The organism is Acidovorax sp. DW039 (assembly GCF_037101375.1).
Classification (GTDB): domain Bacteria; phylum Pseudomonadota; class Gammaproteobacteria; order Burkholderiales; family Burkholderiaceae_C; genus Acidovorax.
The window spans coordinates 4269657-4289725 of the sequence record NZ_AP029019.1 but is presented as its reverse complement, the minus strand read 5'-3'; the positions used below and the strand labels follow the sequence as shown (position 1 = coordinate 4289725).

General features: G+C 64.5%; 18 protein-coding genes. 6 read left to right on the top strand and 12 right to left on the bottom strand.

All coding sequences use genetic code 11. The annotated features are described in order from the left end of the window. Positions 1-47: 47 nt before the first annotated feature. The 3 genes from AACH87_RS19205 to AACH87_RS19195 all read left to right on the top strand — a co-directional run bounded on the left by AACH87_RS19205 (position 48) and on the right by AACH87_RS19195 (position 2935). Complete coding sequence (locus tag AACH87_RS19205) at positions 48-1154, top strand: serine endopeptidase (RefSeq protein WP_338796142.1); 1107 nt, start codon at positions 48-50, stop codon at positions 1152-1154. Positions 1155-1177: 23 nt separating this feature from the next. Beyond that, a complete protein-coding gene (locus AACH87_RS19200; protein ID WP_338796141.1) occupies positions 1178-2398 on the top strand; it encodes a toxic anion resistance protein in 1221 nt (406 codons plus the stop codon). Between the two features lie 84 nt (positions 2399-2482). After that, the gene (locus tag AACH87_RS19195; RefSeq protein ID WP_338796140.1) at positions 2483-2935 is read left to right on the top strand and encodes a YiaA/YiaB family inner membrane protein; all 453 of its coding nucleotides are present in this window, start codon (positions 2483-2485) and stop codon (positions 2933-2935) included. A 42-nt stretch (positions 2936-2977) separates the two neighbouring features. On the opposite strand, the gene AACH87_RS19190 is transcribed toward AACH87_RS19195, so the two are convergent. The 4 genes from AACH87_RS19190 to araD form a co-directional block, all read right to left on the bottom strand. Continuing rightward, positions 2978-3784: a hypothetical protein gene (locus AACH87_RS19190; RefSeq protein WP_338796139.1), complete on the bottom strand. Its 807-nt coding sequence runs from the start codon at positions 3782-3784 to the stop codon at positions 2978-2980. A 235-nt stretch (positions 3785-4019) separates the two neighbouring features. Continuing rightward, complete coding sequence (locus AACH87_RS19185) at positions 4020-5057, bottom strand: tripartite tricarboxylate transporter substrate binding protein (protein ID WP_338796138.1); 1038 nt, start codon at positions 5055-5057, stop codon at positions 4020-4022. 72 nt (positions 5058-5129) lie between these two features. Then, positions 5130-5846, bottom strand: coding sequence for a ribonuclease activity regulator RraA (locus AACH87_RS19180; RefSeq protein ID WP_338799020.1), 717 nt, complete (start codon positions 5844-5846; stop codon positions 5130-5132). 41 nt (positions 5847-5887) lie between these two features. Next, positions 5888-7627 (bottom strand): L-arabinonate dehydratase, encoded by a 1740-nt coding sequence (araD, locus tag AACH87_RS19175; RefSeq protein WP_338796137.1) that lies wholly within the window; start codon positions 7625-7627, stop codon positions 5888-5890. Between the two features lie 52 nt (positions 7628-7679). Between araD and AACH87_RS19170 the strand changes: the two genes are divergently transcribed. Beyond that, positions 7680-8381: a GntR family transcriptional regulator gene (locus AACH87_RS19170; protein ID WP_338796136.1), complete on the top strand. Its 702-nt coding sequence runs from the start codon at positions 7680-7682 to the stop codon at positions 8379-8381. 13 nt (positions 8382-8394) lie between these two features. On the opposite strand, the gene AACH87_RS19165 is transcribed toward AACH87_RS19170, so the two are convergent. Continuing rightward, the gene (locus AACH87_RS19165) at positions 8395-8928 is read right to left on the bottom strand and encodes a hypothetical protein (protein ID WP_338796135.1); all 534 of its coding nucleotides are present in this window, start codon (positions 8926-8928) and stop codon (positions 8395-8397) included. 75 nt (positions 8929-9003) lie between these two features. Then, entirely contained in the window at positions 9004-9960 is a 957-nt protein-coding gene (locus AACH87_RS19160; protein WP_338796134.1) for a TIGR01777 family oxidoreductase, read from the bottom strand. Between the two features lie 245 nt (positions 9961-10205). Here AACH87_RS19160 and AACH87_RS19155 point away from each other — a divergent pair, with 245 nt between their 5' ends. After that, positions 10206-11561, top strand: a complete 1356-nt coding sequence (locus AACH87_RS19155) for an MFS transporter (RefSeq protein ID WP_338796132.1) — start codon at positions 10206-10208, stop codon at positions 11559-11561. A gap of 35 nt (positions 11562-11596) precedes the next feature. Here AACH87_RS19155 and AACH87_RS19150 read toward each other — a convergent pair whose 3' ends face one another. Then, a complete protein-coding gene (locus AACH87_RS19150) occupies positions 11597-12778 on the bottom strand; it encodes a GGDEF domain-containing protein (RefSeq protein ID WP_338796131.1) in 1182 nt (393 codons plus the stop codon). Positions 12779-13059: 281 nt separating this feature from the next. Continuing rightward, positions 13060-14232 (bottom strand): tRNA guanosine(34) transglycosylase Tgt, encoded by a 1173-nt coding sequence (gene tgt, locus AACH87_RS19145; RefSeq protein ID WP_338796130.1) that lies wholly within the window; start codon positions 14230-14232, stop codon positions 13060-13062. A gap of 401 nt (positions 14233-14633) precedes the next feature. On the opposite strand from tgt, the gene AACH87_RS19140 reads away from it, so the two are divergent. Continuing rightward, entirely contained in the window at positions 14634-15107 is a 474-nt protein-coding gene (locus AACH87_RS19140; RefSeq protein ID WP_338796129.1) for a universal stress protein, read from the top strand. Positions 15108-15198: 91 nt separating this feature from the next. On the opposite strand, the gene AACH87_RS19135 is transcribed toward AACH87_RS19140, so the two are convergent. The 4 genes from AACH87_RS19135 to AACH87_RS19120 all read right to left on the bottom strand — a co-directional run bounded on the left by AACH87_RS19135 (position 15199) and on the right by AACH87_RS19120 (position 19784). Further along, on the bottom strand, positions 15199-15588 hold the full coding sequence (locus tag AACH87_RS19135) for a hypothetical protein (protein WP_338796128.1): 390 nt from the start codon (positions 15586-15588) through the stop codon (positions 15199-15201). Between the two features lie 338 nt (positions 15589-15926). Next, positions 15927-17081 (bottom strand): phospholipase A, encoded by a 1155-nt coding sequence (locus tag AACH87_RS19130; protein WP_338799019.1) that lies wholly within the window; start codon positions 17079-17081, stop codon positions 15927-15929. A gap of 95 nt (positions 17082-17176) precedes the next feature. Continuing rightward, positions 17177-17683, bottom strand: coding sequence for a hypothetical protein (locus AACH87_RS19125; protein ID WP_338796127.1), 507 nt, complete (start codon positions 17681-17683; stop codon positions 17177-17179). Between the two features lie 25 nt (positions 17684-17708). Continuing rightward, entirely contained in the window at positions 17709-19784 is a 2076-nt protein-coding gene (locus AACH87_RS19120; RefSeq protein WP_338796125.1) for a UvrD-helicase domain-containing protein, read from the bottom strand. Positions 19785-20069: the final 285 nt, after the last annotated feature.

Genomic DNA, 20069 nt, shown 5'->3' with positions numbered 1-20069 from the left:
AAAAGCTACAAAAAAAATAGCAGAATGCAACTGGAGTGAGGGTTTACATGAGCAAGTCTTTGCGATTGTCAGAAAAATGGTTCCGGCGCGGGTTGTGGCTGGTGGCCGTGGTGTTTGCCAGCTTTCTGATTGGCCTGGGCGGCACCGTGGTGGGCGATCTGCCCAAGGTGGAGCAGCCGCTGCGGGTGGATGACTTTCTGGACCAGGCCCAGGCCCAGGCGCTGCGCGACAAGATCCGCTCCCAGCGCGAGGCCGAGCAAGACGCCCAGACTGCGCTGGAGCAAGCCCAGCTGCAGCACCGTAAGGCCCAGAGCGACAACCAGGCCGAGCGCGAAACCTTCAGCAACTGGCTGGCCACCCGCCGCACCACCGAGCGCGCGGACCAGGACCCCGAGGTGCTGAGCCGCACCCGCAAGCTGGACCAGCTCAAGCAGGCCGAACGCCAGGCGTTGCGTGCGGTAGAGGCCCAGCAGCAGGCAGCGCTGGATGCGCGTCAGACAGCAGCAGCCACCCAGCGGCAGCTCAGCGATTTGGAAAGCCAAGGCTATGCCCGCATGCAGGCCGAGTCCCGCAAGGTGGAGCTGCGCGTGTTCCTGTACCGCCTGGCGCTCACCCTACCTTTGCTGGCCATTGCAGGCTGGCTCTTTGTGAAGAAGCGCAAGGGCACCTACTGGCCGTTTGTGTGGGGCTTCATCTACTTTGCGCTGTTCGCGTTTTTTGTGGAGCTGGTGCCCTACCTGCCCAGCTATGGCGGCTATGTGCGCTACGTGGTGGGCATCGGCATCACGGTGCTGGTGGGGCGCTACGCCATCCTGGCCCTGAACCGCTATCTGGAGCGCCAGAAGCTGGCCGAATCCCTGCCCGATGCGCAGCGCCGCGAAGAACTGGGCTATGACGTGGTGATGGACCGCCTGGCCAAAAGCGTGTGCCCCGGCTGCGAGCGCACGGTGGATTTGAAGAACGAGGCCATCGACTACTGCCCCCACTGCGGCCTGTGCCTGTTTGACCGCTGCGGCCACTGCAGCACCCGCAAGAACGCGTTCTCGCGCTACTGCTTCTCGTGCGGCACGCCCAGCGCGGCTTCTGCTGACAAGCCAACCCACTCATCGACCACAGCAGCGCCCCAGACTGCTACCGTCACGGCCAGCTCATAAGATCATTGAGAGAGGAGAAATCCATGTCGAACCCGAACCCCGCGCAGCCTGTGCCTGCCGCCCCTGCGGCCAGCACTTTCCAGCTCACGCCGCCCGAGGTGCTGCAGCCCGTCAGCAACGAAGTGGCAGGCTCGGCCGTGCCGCTGGCGCAAGAGGTGTCGCGCGCCGTAGAAGACCAGGTGAACCGCTTTGTGGAAAGCCTGATGTCTGAAGACGTGCAAAGCGAAGGCTTTCGCGCCAAGCTCGACAGCGCTTTTGCCCTGGGGCGTGAAGAAATCTCGGTAGCGGCCAGCCTGATGCAAGGGCGCTTCATGGAGCGCAACTTTGTGGGCATGGAAGACAGCACGGCTTTTCGCGCTATCCAGGACATGCGCCGCCAGCTTGACACGCTCAACCCCGGCAAGGAGGGTGACCTGTTCCAGCCGCAAAAGCTGCTGGGCTTCATCCCGTTTGGCAACCGCCTGCAAGGCTACTTCCGCCGCTTTGAAAGCGCAGGCGGCCAGTTGCAAAAGAGCATGGAGCAGCTTTACGCCGCGCGCGACGACATGCAGCGCGACGTGGTGGAGATCGAGGCCACCCGCACCAAGCTGTGGGACGCCATGCAAAAGCTCGCCAGCGCCATCCGCTTTGCGCAACTGCTGGACGAGCGCCTGGCGGCCAAGGTCGAATCGCTCAGGGCCAGCGAGCCGCAACGCGCCAAGGCGCTGGAGCAGGAAGTGCTGTTCTACGCCCGCCAGAACCTGCAGGACATGCTGACGCAGCAGGCCGTGTGCACCAACGGCTACCTGGCGCTGGATGTGCTCAAGAAGACCGGGCGCGAGATGATGAACGGCTGCTCGCGCGTGGCCACCACGGGCATGAGCGCGCTGGCCGTGGCCCAGACCGTGGCCCGCGCCACGGGCAACCAGATCAAGGTGATGGAGATGCTCTCCGGCGTGAACAGCACCATCGAGAGCCTGATTGCCGAAACCGGCCGCCAGCTCAACACCCATGTCGAAAAGACCACCCAGTTTGCGCAGAACCCCATGGTGGGCATCGAAAAGCTCAAGGAAATGTTCGACCAGACCTTCAAGGCCATGGACGCCATGGACGACTTCCGCTCCAAGGCCATCGTGGTGATGGGGCAGAACAACGCGATGATCGCGTCCGAAATCCAGCGCGCCGAGCAGTACATCGACAAGGTGCGCATGGAGCAGGCCAAGAAGGCCACGTCGGCCCAGCTCAGCGGCCCGGTCAAGCTCTGACTTTGCTGGTTCCTCTTGCCTCTCCCGTACCTCCCTGTACCTCCCCTGTGTCCCTTACTTTCAACCTCACGAAGGAAAACTGAAATGGCAACCCGCTACATGGTTCAACGCGACACCACCGCATGGCGCCTGCAAGTGCGCATCTCTTTTGCCCTGTCGGTGCTGTGCACCGCCATCGGCGTGATCAACCTGCCAGGCCAGGAGCTGGACCGCGCCTTCCTGGCCATCGGCATGTTCTTCTGCCTCTTCACCACCTTTGCCGTTGCCAAGACCCAGCGCGACAACCGCGACGGGGCCGTGGACACATCGCAGTGGATCATCACCGTGTGGGTGGCGTTTGCGGCTGCCATCCTGCTCACTGGCTGGGGCCTGTGGCGCATGAAGATCGAGGAATGGCAGAAGTACTACATGCTGGTGAGCTGGCTGTTCCTGGTCAGCTCCACCTTCACCCTGTCCAAGACCGTGCGCGACGCGCAAGAGGCCGAGTTGCTGGAGCGCCGCGCCGCCCGCGCCCGCGAAGGCAGCGACGCTTCCTGATCCATTGGGTAGCACCCGCCTGTTCATTGGCGGGCGCTTCCTTCAGCGCGATTTCTTGGATTCGAGAAACCGCTGCTGCCTTGCAAGCACTTCGGCCGCACTGCGGCCGATTTTCTTTTCACGGGCCAGGATTTCACCGTGCAGCAAGGCCAGTTGCTGCAGCAGCGCATCGTGGGCAGAGGACTGGCCCTCGTGCAGCACTTGGCGGCGCTGCGCTGCGGGCACCCGCAGGTAGGCCTGCAGCGTGTCGGGCAGGTAGCGGCGCAGGCATTCGCGCAGAAACAGGCGGTCTTCCACGGTGAAGTGCTCGTCATGCCCGGGCCGCTCGTGGCCCATGCGCTGAAAGGCTTCCTTGATCTCCAGCACGCGCTGGGTGGCCTGCTCGCCCAGCTCGTGGGCAGCGGCCTCCAGGGCGCGGTCAAAGGCTTGCAGCGCCTCGGTATCAAACAGCGTAGCTGCGGGTGCTGCGCTGTGGGCAGCCTTGGCAGGGCGCGTGCGCCACCAGCCCACGGCCCCCAGCAATGCAATGCCCCCGCCCGCAGCCAGGGGGAGCACTGCCGCCTGAATCACCCCCAGCAAGGCAACCACGCCCCCTCCCGCTGTCACCACGCTGGTGGCAATGTGCAGGGCAGACGGCGCAGCCTGTGCAGGCACTGAGGCTGCAAGCGATTCGGCAAGCGGCGCGCCCAGCTGGCTGCGGGCATGCACCTTCTGCAGCCGCTCGGCCAAAGGCGAGTGCTCCGGGGGCTCTTCGGTGGCGCGCGCCTTGCGCTCATGCAGCAGCGCGGTGCGGCGGTTGACGGGGCCATCACCGGCCACAAAGCGGGAGTCGTCCTCGGGAGAGTTCATCACAGGAGCCAGGGGGTGAATGCAAAAAGGCGAAGCCGATTACAAAGGCGCCGGGCTGCAAACGCAAGCGCGGCGTTCTCGGGTGTGCGATTTTGGATCAAACTGGCTCGCTGCGCTTATCAATCCAGCGCAGGCTGCTATTGAAATAATAGCTTTCCAAAGGCAGAAGGAGTGGGCGAGGCAATCGCTGAGGCATGTGTTCAGCGCACACCCTTTCGCTCCGCGATGGCTGAAGTCAGTCTGGCGTTGCGCCCGATTTTTTCACCAGATCCGCCCAGCGTGGAATCTCCTTGTCCATGTGCGCGGCCAGCTCTTCGGGGGTGCTGCCCACAATGTTCATGCCCAGTTGGTCGTGTAGCTTGGCCTGCACGTCGGGCAGCTTGAGGGCCTTGACGATTTCGGCGTTGAGCTTTTGCACGATGGCCTTGGGCGTGCCCTTGGGGGCGTAGATGGCCTGCCAGGACGACATCTCGAAGCCTGGCACGCCCGACTCGATCATGGTGGGCAGCTCAGGGGCGAGGGTGATGCGTTTGCCCGTGGTCACGGCCAGCAGCTTCACGCGGCCGGCCTTGGCCAGGGGCAGGGCGGCGGTCATCTGGTCGAACATGAAGGACACCTGGCCCGCAGCCACATCGGTGAGCGCGGGGGGCGTGCCCTTGTACGGGATGTGGGTGAGCTTCACGCCAATCAGGTCGCCAAACATTTCGCCCGCCAGGTGGGTGGAGGTGCCTGCGCCCGAGGACGCGAACATGCGCTTGGTCGGGTCCTTTTTGAGCAGCGCAATCAGCTCGGCCACGTTGTTCACGCCCAGTGAGGGGTTGATGATGAGCACGTTGGGCAGCGTGGCCACCAGAGCCACGGGCTCAAAGTCTTTGACGGGGTGATACGACAGGTTTTTGTACAGGCTGGCGTTGATGGCGTGGGTGCTGATGGTGCCGCCAAACAGGGTGTAGCCATCGGGCGCAGCCTTGGCCACGAACGATGCGCCAATGCCGCCCGCCTGGCCGGGCTTGTTGTCTACCACCACCGCTTGCTTGAGCGACTCTTGCAGCTTGTTGGCGATGGTGCGGCCAATGATGTCGGTGGAGCCACCGGCGGTGAAGGGCACCACGTAGCTGATGGGCTTGGCGTTGGGCCAGTCTGCCGCCTGGGCGTGGGCTTGCGTGGCGGTCAGGGTGGCCACGGCGGGCAGCAGCGCTGCGGCACACAGGGCGAGTGCTGCGCGGCGCTGTGGTGATGTGGTGAAAGGGGCGGATGGGGGAACGGGGTGCATGGGTGTCTCCTGCAATGGATGGAAAAGCCAGGGCCTCTGCGGGCCCTTGGGTGATGTTGCGCTGTGGCCGTTTCAGCGCCCGTGCGCCTGCCGCCATGCGGCAAAGTCGGTCAGTGTTTGCGGGTTGGTGGGCGGGTACAAGCCGATGATGGTGCGGCCCTCCATCACCTTTTCGGTCACGAAGTCTTCAAACGCGGTCATCTCGGTCGCCTCGGTGGCGATTTCGTCGGCCAGGTGGGCGGGGATGACGATGACGCCTTCGCTATCGCCCACCACCACGTCGCCGGGGAACACGGCCACGTCACCGCAGCCAATGGGCACGTTGATGTCGATGGCCTGGTGCAGCGTGAGGTTGGTGGGGGCCGAGGGGCGGTGGTGGTAGGCGGGCATGTCGAGCGCCGCAATGTCGGGCGTGTCGCGGAAGCCGCCATCCGTTACCAGTCCGGCCACGCCACGCTGCATGAGGCGCGAGGCGAGGATGGAACCCGCCGATGCAGCGCGTGCGTCCTTGCGGCTGTCGATGACCAGCACGGCACCCGGGGGGCAGTCTTCCACCGCCTTGCGCTGAGGGTGGTCAGGGTTCTGGAACACGCTGATGGGGTTGAGGTCTTCACGCGCCGGGATGTAGCGCAGCGTGAAGGCCTCACCCACCATGTTGGCGCGGCCGGTGCGCAGCGGGTGCACGTCTTGCAAAAACTGGTTGCGCAGGCCGCGCTTGAAGAGGGCGGTGCACAACGTGGCGGTGCTGACTTTCATCAGCTGGGCGCGGGTGGTGGGGTTCAGTGCCATGGGTGTGGAGTTCAATGCAAAAGGGTGGGGGCCGAAGGGAGTCAGAAAATGTCTGGCTCGGGCACGGGTGCGCCAAAGCCGGTTTCCAAAAAGTCAAAGTCGCAGCCCTGGTCGGCCTGCAGGATGTGGCGGCTGAACATCCAGCCGTAGCCGCGTTCAAAGCGCGGTGGCGGCGGCACCCAGGCGGCGCGGCGGCGCTCCAGCTCGGCGTCGCTCACCTCCAGGTGAATGCGGCGCGCAGGCACGTCCACGGTGATGAGGTCGCCCGTTTGCACCAGCGCCAGCGGGCCGCCGATGTAGGCCTCGGGCGAGGCGTGCAGGATGCAGGCGCCGTAGCTGGTGCCGCTCATGCGCGCGTCGGACAGGCGCAGCATGTCGCGTACGCCTTGTTTGACCAGCTTGGTGGGGATGGGCAACATGCCCCATTCGGGCATGCCGGGGCCGCCCTGGGGGCCTGCGTTGCGCAGCACCATGATGTGCTCGGCCGTCACGTCCAGGTCGGGGTCTTCCACCGCGGCTTTCATGGTGGCGTAGTCGTCAAACACCAGCGCCGGGCCGGTGTGCTGCTGCAGGTGCGGGGCGCAGGCGCTGGGCTTGATGACCGCGCCATTGGGGGCGATGTTGCCGCGCAGCACGGCCAGCGCGCCCTCGGCGTAGATGGCGGTTTCGGTGGTGCGGATCACGTCGTCGTTGAACACCTTGGCGCCTTCGATGTTCTCGCCCAGCGGTTTGCCTGTGACGGTGGCAGCGCCCAAATGCAGGTGCTCGCGCATGCGCGACATCAGGCCCAGCAGGCCGCCCGCGTAATAAAAGTCTTCCATCAGATACGTGTCACCGCTGGGGCGCACATTGGCCAGCACGGGCACGCGGCGGCTGGCGGCGTCAAAGTCGTCCAGCGTCACGGCGCAGTGTGCACCGGCACGGCGCGACATGGCCACCAGGTGCACGATGGCGTTGGTGGAGCAGCCCACCGCCATGGCCACGTTGATGCCGTTGAGGAAGGACTCGCGGCTGAGCAGGCGGGCGGGTGTCTGGTCTTCCCACACCATCTCGACAATGCGGCGGCCGCTTTCAGCGCTCATGCGCACATGGTTGGCGTCGGGCGCGGGGATGGACGAAGCACCCGGCAGCGTCATGCCAATGGCCTCGGCAATCGCCGTCATGGTGGCGGCGGTGCCCATGGTCATGCAGGTGCCATGGCTGCGGGCAATGCCTGCTTCTACGCCCAGCCATTCGGTCTTGCTCAGGTTGCCTGCGCGGCGCTCGTCCCACAGCTTCCAGGCGTCCGAGCCTGAGCCCAGGATTTGCCCGTTGTAGTTGCCGCGCAGCATGGGGCCTGCGGGCACAAAGATGCAGGGCAGGCCTGCGCTCATCGCACCCATCAGCAGGCCGGGGCCGGTCTTGTCGCAGCCGCCCATCAGCACCGCGCCGTCCACGGGGTGACTGCGCAGCAGCTCTTCGGTCTCCATCGCCAGCATGTTGCGGTAGAGCATGGTGGTGGGCTTGACGAAGGCCTCGGCCAGCGAGATGGCGGGCAGCTCGATGGGGAAGCCCCCCGCCTGCAAGATGCCGCGCTTCACGTCTTCCACCCGTTGCTTGAAGTGGCCGTGGCAGGGGTTGATGTCAGACCATGTGTTGACGATGGCAATGATGGGCTTGCCCACCCAGTCCTCGGGCGCGTAGCCCATTTGCATGATGCGGGAGCGGTGGCCAAAAGAGCGCAGGTCGTCTGGGGCAAACCAGCGGGCGCTGCGCAGAGAGTCGTAGGTGCGGCGAGTCATGCAAAACATTAAAGCACTAATATATTAGTGCGTCAATGCGACAATCCCGCCCATGCCCGTGATTGAAAAAATGATCGAAAAAGTCCGCCTGGACCGCTCGCGCCATGCCGCGCCCCAGGTGTTTGAAAAACTGCGCGAAGCCATCGTGGCGCTGGACCTGGTGCCCGGCACCGTGCTGGCCCGCGCCGAGCTGGCTGAGCAATTCGGCATCAGCCAGACCCCCATCCGCGACGCGCTGCTCAAGCTGGGCGAGGAGGGGTTGGTCGACATCTTTCCGCAGCACGCCACGGTGGTCAGCCGCATCGACATCAGTGCCGCCAAGCAGGCGCACTACCTGCGCCGCTCTATCGAGCTGGAAGTGGTGCGCACCCTGGCCCTGCAGCCCGATGCCGCCACGCTGGCCCGCCTGCAGGCCCAGGTGGAGCGCATGCAGGCGGTGATGGGGCCTGAGCAGTACAGCGAGTTTGTGGCTGCCGACCAGGACTTTCACCGCCTGATGTACGAGGCGGCCGGGGTGGCCGGCCTGTGGGACTTGGTACGCCGCATGTCCGGCCATGTGGACCGCCTGCGCCGCCTGCACCTGCCCACCGAGGGCAAGACCGCCGCCGTGGTGCGTGACCACCGCGCCATCGTCGACGCCATTGCGGCGGGGAACCCGGCCGATGCCCAGGACCAACTGCGCGCCCACCTCTCAGGCACGCTGAGCCAGCTCGACGAGATTTGTGCCCGCCACCCGGACTACGTGGTGATGTGAGTCTTGGCTCGCGTCAGGCGCCGGGCGGGGTGTGCCCCCGCCACCACATGCGCCAGCGCGTGCCCAGCCGCCGCTTGATGGCGCGGGCCGCCCGCCAGGGCCACGATGCGCGCACACGCACCAACAGGGGTTCCTTGAAGTCCACCCAGCGCTGGTACAGCCAGGCAAACCAGTGCAGTTGCATGAGGGCCGGGCGCGTCAGCGTGAACAGGCGCGCCAGCACCGCGGTGCCCACCACCTTGGCCCCCAGAATGATGAGCATGCCCAGCCCCACATGGCCGTGCCCCATGGCCCACAGGGCCAGCAATTTGATGGGTAGCAGGGTGAGGGACGGCAGCACAAACAGCGCCAGCGCTGCCCAGGGCGGCAGAGAGCGCACAAAGCCCTCGATCCACCGGAACCCCGGCCAGCGCCCGATGCGTGCGAGCACCCGCTGCAGGGGCTCCCAGCCCCATTCCTCAAAGGCGACCAGGACGGCCAATAGCCAGGTGCCCAGTCGGGAGAGCCAGCGCAGTGGGGCCAGCAGCCACGAAGTGATGGGTTTCAAATATGCCTCTACAGCCCGTCTATTAAGCGCAGCAAGCTACGTTATTGATAGCATTTGCCGTGCGGCGGGTGTTGGCTAGACCAAGTCGCGCAGGGCTTGCTGCAGCGTAGGGTAACGGAAGGCGAAGCCTTCCGCCTGCAGTCGGGCGGGCACTACGTTTTGCCCGTCCACAAAAAGCTGCGCCATTTCACCCATCGCCCAGCGCAGCGGTGCAGCGGGCACAGGCAGCCACACGGGGCGGTGCAGCAACTGGCCTGCGGTTGCCACAAACCGTGCCTGTGTCACGGGCTCGGGGGCGGTGGCGTTGTACACCCCATGCATTTGCGGGTTGTGCAGTGCGGTGGTGATCAGGGTCAGCACATCGTGGCGGTGAATCCAGCTCATCACCTGCCGACCTGAGCCCATGCGCCCACCCACACCCAGGCGAATGGGCAGCAGCAATGGCGGCAGCGCGCCCCCGGGGCCCAGCACCACGCCCAGGCGCAGCACCACCTGGCGCACACCCCGCTGGGCTGCCTGGGCCGCAGCGGCCTCCCAGCGCACGCACAGCTCCGACATGAAGCCGCTGCCCGGAGCGCTGGTTTCGGTCAGTGTTTCTTCGGGTGGCCGCACCCCGTAATAGCCGATGGCCGAGGCCTGCACCCACACCGCAGGCTGGTGCTCTGCACCTTGCAGCCAGGCCAGAAGCGATTCGGTCACGCCTACGCGGCTGTCCAGCAGCGCTTGCCGCCGCCTGGCCGTCCAGGGCGGGCCCACTACGGGCGCGCCCGCGAGGTTCACGATGGCGTCGATCGGAGTCGTTGCCGGCAGCTCGGCCAATGAACGTATTGCCTGCACCGGGCCCTGGGTGCCTTGAGGCCGCTGAAAGCGCGCCAGTGCACGCTGCGGTTGTCGGGTCAACACCGTGATGCGGTGGCCAGCTTCCAGCAATTGCTTGACCAGCGCGGTGCCGATAAAACCCGTGCCGCCGGTGACCAGTACATGCATGGGCGGATGGACGGAGGGCGCAGAGAGCGTGGAAGAGAGGGTCACAAAGGGCTCCGTAGTGCGTCAGCTCGGCGGATTATTGCCCGCCCGCTTGCGGGCGCGCCCACTGCGGGGTTTTGCCCTTATCCATCGCGGGACGTGCTGGCTGATTTCGTGGATGGAGATGGGTTGCAGGCGCGAAGGCACAGTGCGATTTTTAAAATTGAGGGTTTTCCCTAGGCTTGGCCGCAGCTCGTGCCACTGGTGTTTACAGCACCAGCCCTTGCGGAGCCTGATCCCGAAAGGTATTGATGTCCGCTTCCCCCGCCGGCGCAGCCGATGCGCCGCAAACCCCTCCCCGCAATTCCCCCCAGAAGGTGGCTGTTGCCTCGCTGATTGGCACCGCCATCGAGTTCTACGATTACTACATCTACGCTGCTGCGGCTGTGCTGGTCTTCAACAGCCAGTTCTTCCCCAAGGGAGACCCCGCAGTGGCCACGCTGCTGTCGCTGTCCACTCTGGCGCTTGCCTTTCTGGCGCGGCCCGTGGGCTCGGCCCTGTTTGGCCACTATGGAGACCGCATCGGACGCAAGCAGACGCTGGTGGCGTCGCTGTTGACCATGGGGCTTTCCACCGTGGCCATCGGTCTGCTGCCCAGTTACGAGCAGATTGGCATCGCCGCACCGCTGCTGCTGTGCCTGTTCCGCATCGGCCAAGGCATTGGCCTGGGCGGCGAATGGGGTGGCGCAGCCCTGGTCGCCACAGAAAACGCCCCAGCAGGCAAGCGCGGCTGGTTTGGCAGCTTTCCGCAACTGGGCGCACCCATCGGCCTGTTTGCGGCCAATGGCGTGTTCTTCGTGATCACCTCCATCATCGGCCCCGATGCGATGGTGGCCTGGGGCTGGCGCATTCCGTTCGTGCTCTCCATCGTGCTAGTGGCGGTGGGGCTCTATGTGCGCCTGACGCTGCATGAAAGCCAAGTCTTCCAGGACGTGGAAAAGGCTGGCCGCAAGCTGCGTGCTCCGGTCAGCGCCGTGTTCACCCAGAATGGTGGCAAGGTGCTGCAGGGCGCACTGATCATGACCACGACCTATGTGCTGTTCTACCTGATGACCGCGTTTGTGCAGGTGTATTCCAAGAGCCCGGCGGGTGTTTCTGCCGCAGGCCACCCCACGGGGCTGGGCATTCCGGCCAACACATTCACGGGCATCCTGCTGATCGGGGCCATCGTGTTCGGCATCTTCTGCATGGTGGCGGGGCACCAGGCCGACCGCTGGGGCCGTCGCCGCTGGATGATGGCCGTCACGGTGGGCATCATGGCCTTTGGCGCGCTGATGCCTGCCCTGCTCACCCACGGCACGCCAGGCTCCGTGCTGCTGTTCATCGTGATCGGCATGGCGCTGATGGGCTGCACCTTTGGCCCCATGGCCGCGCTGTTGCCTGAACTGTTCCCGACCGAAGTGCGCTATTCGGGCGCTTCCATGGCCTACAACCTGTCGTCCATCGTGGGCGCATCGCTGCCGACGCTGATCGCGATTGACCTGAACAAGGCCTATGGCCTGGGGGGCGTGGGTCTGTACCTGGCCGCCAACGGCCTGTTCACGCTGGCTGCCTTGTGGACCAGCCGCGAGACCAGCCGCCTGGATCTGGCGGACGTGGGGCGCTGACGCTGCGCTGTTGCGCAACCTGCAGAGGCCGGAGGTTAACCCTCGCTCGCCCTGTGGGGAATGGCGGTGCTTGAGGGGGGCGGCAGGTGGTCTACAGCCACCACCCGGTTGCGGCCTTCGCGCTTGGCCTGGTAGAGGGCCTGATCGGCCGCCTGCTGCCATTGCTCCGAGCTTCCCCCGGCCTTGCGTGCACATGCCAGGCCAATGCTGACGGTAGCACGCAGCAGGCCTGCGTCGGTGGCCACCTCCAGCCGGGCTGCTGCATCGCACAGTCGCTGGGCCGTCACTCGCGCGGCCTCTGCCGTGGCATCGGGCAGGTAAACCACAAACTCTTCGCCTCCCATCCGCCCCAGCACATCCGATTCGCGCAATTGGCTGCGCAGACATTGGGCGCAGGCGGCCAGTACCTGGTCGCCCGCAGCGTGGCCGTATGTGTCGTTGGTGCGCTTGAAGTGATCGAGGTCAATCAGCATCACGGCACTGTCAGGGGGCAGATGCGCTGGCAGTCGCGATGCCAGCCAGCGGCGGTTGCCCACGCCTGTGAGCAGGTCGGTGTGCGCGAGTTGCTCCAGGCGCTCGGAAGCCCGCTCGCTGGACAAGGCTGCCACCATGAGGGCGATGCCGAAGTGGCAGAACATCTGGATATAGAAGGCCCACGCAAACCCGGCGGAGGCTGCGTTTTCGTTCACGATAAAGCCCAACCGCAGCGCATAGATGCAGGCACTGAGCAAAAGGAAGGCCGCCAGCGGTACACGGGAGGGCAGGGGCTCGGCGCGCCGGTCGCGCCAGATGTCCCAGGACGAAAGCAGCAGCGCTACGGTCGCTGTGGCATGGAACACGCCCGCACGGTGCAGGTTGTTGAGAGGAAACTGCGTGAGCAAGCCCAGGGCGAAGAGGCCGGCCGGAATGGCTGCCAGCGTTTTGACGGGAATGGCGCGTCTGCCGCTCAGCGCGCGCATGCTGGCCCAGAACAGCGGGTAGGCCACCGTACCCAGCAGCAGGCTGCCGTGCGTCCACAGCCACAAGGGCAGGGCAAGGTACTCACCCCGTGCGGCCAGTTCCGCGCCCAGGGCCAGCAGCAGATAGGCCAGCGCCAGCGGCTTCAGCCCCCGGGGGCGGCATGAGTGCCGACTGACGTGGTAGATGCCCACAGCGCCCGCCGCCAGGGCCGTCTTGTAGACCAGAAGAACAGTGGGCAGGTGGATGCTGAAGACCATAGGGTGGTCTGAAAAAAGTGGTGCGCTCTACCGTTTACCAAGGCTTTCAAGGCTTTCGCTGCTGCAATGGCGTGAACGAGAGGCCAGGTTGTATCCGATTGGTGTGTCTTCAGTGCGGCATGCCGGTTTCCCCGCAGGGATAAGAGCGGCTCACACAACCCCCCTGACGTCGTTGTCCCGTCTTGTCGTACCTGATGTACTGCCTGCGACGGAATGCCTGGCCAGGGTCGCTTCGCTGGGGTGTGTGAGCCGCTCTCAAGCGGGGAGCCGAGATGCCTGACTCAGACGCCCCGCGCCCGGTCTGCCTTGAACTGGGCGCGGAACTGGCTGAAGGTGCCTGCGTCCAGCGCCTCGCGCACTTCTCGCATCAGGTTCAGGTAGTAATGCAGGTTGTGGATGGTGGTGAGCATGGGGCCCAGCATTTCGCCGCAGCGGTCCAGGTGGTGCAGGTAGGCGCGTGAGAAGCCGCCGCGCCCGCCCTGGTCCCACGGTATGCCCTCTTTGCCTGCACAGGCGTGGCAGGTGCAGCTGGGGTCCAGCGGCTGGTGATCGGCCTTGTGACGGGCGTTGCGGATCTTCAGGTCGCCGTAGCGGGTGAAGATGGTGCCGTTGCGCGCATTGCGGGTGGGCATCACGCAGTCGAACATGTCCACACCTTCGGCCACGCCCTGTACCAGGTCTTCGGGCGTGCCCACCCCCATCAGGTAGCGCGGCTTGTGAGCGGGCAGGCGGTGGGGCGTGTGGGCCATGATGTCCAGCATCTCGTCCTTGGGTTCGCCCACACTCACGCCGCCCACGGCGTAGCCTGGGAAGTCCATCTCGACCAGCCGCTCCAGCGATTCTTGGCGCAGGTTCTTGTACATGCCGCCCTGCACAATGCCGAAGAGCGCGTTGGGGTTGTTCAGGCGGTGGAACTCGTCCTGGCTGCGCTTGGCCCAGCGCAGGCTCATCTCCATGGATTTGCGCGCCTCGGCCTCGGTGGTCTTGTGGCCTTTGGTCTCGTAGGGCGTGCATTCGTCCAGCTGCATCACGATGTCGGAGTTGAGCGTGGTCTGGATCTGCATGCTCACCTCGGGCGACATGAAGAGCTTGTCGCCGTTGACCGGGCTGGCAAAGTGCACGCCTTCTTCGGTGATCTTGCGCATGGCACCCAGGCTCCACACCTGAAAGCCGCCCGAATCGGTCAGGATCGGCTTGTCCCACTTCTCAAACCCGTGCAGCCCGCCAAAGCTCTGCATCACGTCGAGGCCAGGACGCATCCAGAGGTGAAAGGTGTTACCCAGGATGATCTGCGCGCCCATGTCGTGCAGGCTTTGGGGCATGACTCCCTTGACGGTGCCGTAGGTGCCTACGGGCATGAAGATGGGGGTCTGCACCACGCCGTGGTTGAGCGTGAGTGTGCCGCGCCGTGCGTGGCTGGAGGGGTCTGTTTTGAGAAGTTCGAACTGAAGCATGGGCGCAATTGTCCCAGAGCGCCACAAGAAACCTCCGGATACCGGAATTTGCGCCGAGTTTGCGCTGTATCTGAAAGGGCTTGTGCAGCATCACTACACTGGCATAGAACCTGTTCGCGGTCTTTTCAGGGATCGCATTGGAGTGCAATCGGGATGAGTGGATGCTTTGGATGCGCCGCATGGGCTCATGCCCATGCAAGCAGCCGAGGCGTCCAATCACCCGATTTCACTCCAACCCTGCGGACAAGTGTCTTGCCGGGCGGTCTGCGTTGTTGCAGCGCTTGCCAATAGCACGGGCTATTGGCCGCGCGCTGCGCCTAGCAGCCCATCCCGGCACGCCGCTTGTGCGCCCCTGAAAAGACCGTGAACAGGTTCTTTCAGCAACGCACAAGGAGATCAGCATGCTCAAGATTCTGGTAGCGGTGGACGGTTCCGAGTTGTCCCTTGACGGGGTGCGGCACACGCTGCAATTGCTGAAGCAAGGCCTGCAGGCCGGTGTCGTGCTGGCCCATGTGCAGGAACCGGCCACGCTGTATGAACTGGTCACCACCCGCGACCCTGACCTGATCGCTGCGGCCAGCCTGGAGGCGGGGGAGCACCTGCTCGCCCCTGCCCGTGCCCTGCTGGATGCGGCAGGCGTGGCTTACGAGACCGATATTGCTGTGGGCGACGCGGCCCACACGCTGGTGGACCTGGCCGAGAACCATGGGGCAGACATGCTGGTCATCGGCGCCAAAGGCCATGGCGCGCTCAGCGGTGCCTTGCTCGGTTCAGTATCGCAAGAAGTGTCGCGCCTGAGCTCTGTGCCTGTCACCATCGTCAAGCATCCCGAGGTGGTGTTGGCAGACGAGGTCATGGACGACGAGACGGAATGAAAAAGGCCGCCTGGGCAGGCGGCCTTTGCGAAAGGTCGGGGTTCGTCAACGGGGCAGGTGCACAGCCTGCGCAAAACTGCTTCAAGGGCTTTCAGGCTGCCTTGCGGAAGTGATCTGCAGACGACTGCTGCAGTTTGCCGTGAGGCAAAGTGGCCAGCCGCGAGAACATGCGGCGCACATAGCCGCTGACCCACAGACACTTGTTCAGTTCATCCACTGGCAGTGGGCCAGACACCACCACGATGTCGTTGGCTTCCTGTTGCGCACCAGCAGCGCGCAGACGGCGACGTGTATTGTTGGCCCATGACTGGATGCGCGTAGGGCTGCCGTGCTGGTGCACTTTGCCTGTGTGGGCGTCGAAGGCAATGGCGACGGTGTCTGTCTTGAGCTTGAACCTGCGCTCGCCGGTGACCGCACTGGGTGCTTCACGCATGTCGTACAGGTAGTAGCTGCCTGCTTTGAGCTGGTATTGCATGTCCATGGGTAGGTTCCTCTGTAGCGGCATTGTCCGAGGGGCACGGTGTCGGCAATGGCAGAGAAAACGGTGGGAAAGCCGCTCTTTTCGGCGGGGTGCTCCACCTCGGTACCTTGCTCGCAGCGTCTTTGCATGGGTTCTTGCAAGCTGAACCCGCAACGCAGGCGCCGTTTGGCCGTGCGGGGGGTATTGTGTGCGTGCCCCGGCATGGCGGCGGAAAACTTGAGCAGATTTTCGTAACGGACTGTGAGCGTACCGATGTCGTTACAGCGGTTCTTGGAGGCTGGCTCGGCGCTCTTGTTCAGCAGAGCCACCGGATGCGGCCCTGCATCCGGTGGCTGGGGTCAGAAGTCCACCAGACTCACGCCCACGCTGAACACGGTGCGCTTGCGGTTGTAGTCAATCAGGCTGTCGCCATAGCCGCTGAACAGGGCGGTGTGCAGGCGCAGGTTGCTTTTGCCGCCCCACAGGCCGCTGCCCAGGGTCTGCATCCACTCCAGGCGTGCGGAGCCCCGGTCGCTGCTGGCCAGGGAGTGGCGCAAGGTGGCACCCAGGGTGTTGTCCTTGTTCACATTCCAGAACACCGAGAGTTCACCGCGGCCGATGTAGTCGCTGATGCCGGGGTTGTCGTCGCTCGTCACACTTTCAGACAGGCGTTTCCATACCCTTGCATTCACGATCCAGCGGTTGTCCAGTTCCATGCCGGTCATCAGGTACACGCGGTTCCAGCTGCGCGACAGGGGATTGCTCTGCCCGTTGGACTGGTGCACCAGCCCGATGCCGCTGTAGCGCCATTTCCAGCCCCAGGGCAGCTGGGCCGTGGTGGGGTAGACGTACATGATTTCCGGCTCGTGGTCCGTCGCGCGGAAGGGCCGCGAAATCTGCGGCGAGAAGAGTTGCCAGTACGACTGTTGGGTGTAGCCAAACCACACCGAGTCCTTGAGCGTGGGGTGCCCTTGCGTGAGCAGCCCCTGGGCCAGCTTGGTGCGCACCGAGAGCTGGATGCGGTTCTCGGTGGTGCGGTAGGGCGTGCTCTCGGTGGCGGAATGGCCTTCCGCGGTCGATGTGGGTTGGCGGTTGACCGAGTCAGATGCCACCACCGACACCGTGATGGGTCGATAGCCGCGGAAGCTGAAGGTGCCGCAGTCGCTGCCGCTTTCCAGCTCCCAGAAGCGCGACAGGTCGCTGTACTGTGGATCGCGGCAGCCTTCCGTACGGGCTACCTCGATGATGCGGGTGGCGGGTAATGTGGTGTCCACCGGTGTCGCGGGCGCGTTGGAGGCCGCTTCTTCTCGGCCCGTGGCATTGGCCGACGCCGCTGCAGTGCTGGCACCCGAGGCCTGTGCGGAGGCTGCGGGCGCTTGCCAAGCCTGCTGCCCTGCCCATGCATCAAAGCAGGCCAGGCGTGCGGTGTTGTCACCGGACATGGCTGCGCATCGCCGCCACGCGGCGTCCTGGCTGGTATTGCCTGCGGGAGATGGGCTGGCTGCCTGCGCCATCACGGCGGCTGGGGCCAGCAGCAAGGCCAGGGCAGCAGGCCATGCCCGGGCAATGGCTTTGCTACGGTCGCCTGCTGTGGAGGTGGGGTCAGAGGTCATTGCCAGGTAGCCTGCTTGCGCATGACGAAAGGTTGCAGGGTGTTGGGGGTGCTGGCGTTGTTCCATGTTCCGCGTATTTCCTTGCCGCAACTGCCATCCACCACCCGGCCTGTCCAGGTGGCGCTGATGTTGGTGCCGTTGACCGATTCTTCCAGGGTCAGGTCGCCGTCGTCGACGTCGCCGCTGACCAGGGCCGTCTTCCCGTCGCGCTGAACAGTACCACGCACGCTTTGTGCCAACTCCGGGTGAGGGCCGAGCTGCAGCAGGGCCTGGGTGGAGGGGGCACCGGGCGCAGCGGCTTGCAGCTCGGCGGTCCAGCGGCCTTGAAGATGCTGGTGGGTCATATCCACCGCAGCAATGCAGGCCGCGCCGGATTGTGGCTTGGTTTGGCTGCTGGCGCTTGTAGGACAAGCGCTGATAGCTATCAAAATCAAAGCAACCGTGGTGGCTCCGGTGCGCAGGGCATGGGCTTTGAAATGCATGGGGAAAGCAGATGGGCGCATGGCGTTGTGGTTGGGCTGAGGGGGCTCAGGCCTCAGGGCTGGTGCCCGCAGCCTGCGCCTTCTTCGCAGCAAATTCGGCGCGCAGGGCTCTGAGCTTTTCGCGGGGGTCTTCACGGGCCGTGGTCTTGTCCAGACCCATTTCGGCGATGAAGCGGCTGGGCTGGGCGGCCACCATTTCGCGGCCCTTTTTGCGGCGCTTGGTCCAGCTCACGGCCAGGGTGCGCTGGGCGCGGGTGATGCCCACGTACATCAGGCGGCGCTCTTCCTGCAGGCGTTGCAGGGTGTCGTCGGTCACCTTTTCCTGGCGGCCTTCGTCGTCGTCCAGCTTGAAGGGCAGCATGCCTTCTGTCACGCCCACCAGCACCACATGCGGCCATTCCAGCCCCTTGCTGGCGTGCAGGGTCGAGAGCGTGACCATGTCCTGCTCTTTCTCGCGCTCGCTGATGGTGGACAACAGCGCAATCGTCTGCGACACCTCCAGCAGGCTCTTGGTCTCCTTGGCCACCACGGCCCCGGCCGTGTCGTCAATCTGACCGCCCGCGCGCTGGGCCATCCAGTCGCAGAACTCCATCACGTTGCTCCAGCGGGCGGCGGCCACCTTTTCACTGTCTTCGTTGTCGTACAGGTGCTGCTCGTAGCCGATTTCCTTGAGCCAGTCGTTCAGAAACGTGCGGGCTTCTTCTGCGCCGTGCACGCGGCGCGCGCTGTATTCCAGGTAGTTGATGTAGCGGCCAAACTCATGCAAGCCATCCAGCGCCCGCTTGGGCACCGCGGCAGGCAGCATGCCGTTGAACAGCGCGCCAAACATGCTCTGCTTGTGCTGTGTGGCAAAGGCGCCCAGCGATGCCAGCGTGGTGTGTCCAATGCCGCGCTTGGGCGTGGTGATGGCGCGCAAAAACGCCGGGTCATCGTCGTTGTTGATCCAGAGGCGAAACCACGCGCACAGGTCCTTGATTTCCGCTCGGTCGAAAAAGCTGGTGCCGCCCGACACCTTGTACGGAATGTTGGCCTTGCGCAGCGCCTTTTCAAACGGCTTGGCCTGGTGGTTTGCGCGGTACAGGATGGCGAAGCTCTTCCATTCAGGAATGGGGTTCAGCGAGGCCCGCAGGCTTTGGATGCGGGCCACGGCACGCTCTGCCTCATGCTCCTCGTTGTCGGCATCGATCACACGCACGGGTTCGCCTTCGCCCAGTTCGCTGAACAGCGTTTTGGGAAACAGCTTGGGGTTGGGGCCGATCACGTTGTTGGCCGCACGCAGGATGGCGCTGGTGGAGCGGTAGTTCTGCTCCAGCTTGATGACCTTGAGGTGGGGGAAATCCACCGGCAGCTTTTTCAGGTTGTCCAGCGTGGCGCCGCGCCAGCCGTAAATGGACTGGTCATCGTCGCCCACGGCCGTGAAGTGGCCGTTGGCTCCCACCAGCAGCTTGAGCAGCTCGTACTGCGTGGCGTTGGTGTCCTGGTATTCATCCACCAGCACATGGCCCAGCGATGCCTGCCACTTGGCGCGCACCTCGGGGAAGTCGCGCAGCAGGCGCAGCGGCATACCGATCAGGTCGTCAAAGTCCACGCTCTGGTAGGCCGTCAGGCGCTCTTCGTAGCGTGCCATCAGCGTGGCGATGATGCGCTCGTTGTCATCTGCCGCCTGGGCCAGGGCCTGCTCGGAGGTCAGGCCCATGTTCTTCCACTTGCTGATCACCCACTGCCACTGGCGCGCCGTGGCCATGTCCGTGGTGCCGCCCGAGGCGTCTTTCAGAATGCTGGTGACGTCGTCCGCATCCAGGATGCTGAACTGCGGCTTGAGGCCGAGCACATGGCCGTCCTCGCGCACCATGCGCACGCCCAGGGCGTGAAAGGTGCAGACCAGCACGTCCTTGGCGCGTTTGCCGATGAGGTGCCCCGCACGCTCGCGCATTTCTGCCGCCGCCTTGTTGGTGAAGGTAATGGCCGCAATGCGCTTGGGCTCCAGTCCCTTTTCGATCATGTGGGCGATCTTCATCGTGATCACCCGGGTCTTGCCCGAGCCAGCGCCAGCCAGCACCAGGCAAGCACCGTCGGTGTAATGAACAGCCTGAAGCTGGGCGAGATTGAGACCGGCAGACATGGAATGCAGTGGGGGGATTGAAAGCGAAGCAAAGACACCTGCCGCCCTGCAGACATGCGGGAAAACCGTGTTCAGGCACTTTGAACAGGTTCTCGGACGGGAGGGGCGCGAATGATACCCCGGGGGCCTGACGCTTCCCTGGTGCTGGGGTTAAGGCTCCTCGAGCAGGCTTCTGTCGGATGGGTGACTTTGAATTTTTCTGTAACGGTTGTTTGCACTTTGTTGCGGGAAATCCCGGTTGGGTGAAATGAGGTCACTCGGGATACTGGTTTGGATCGTTTTGAT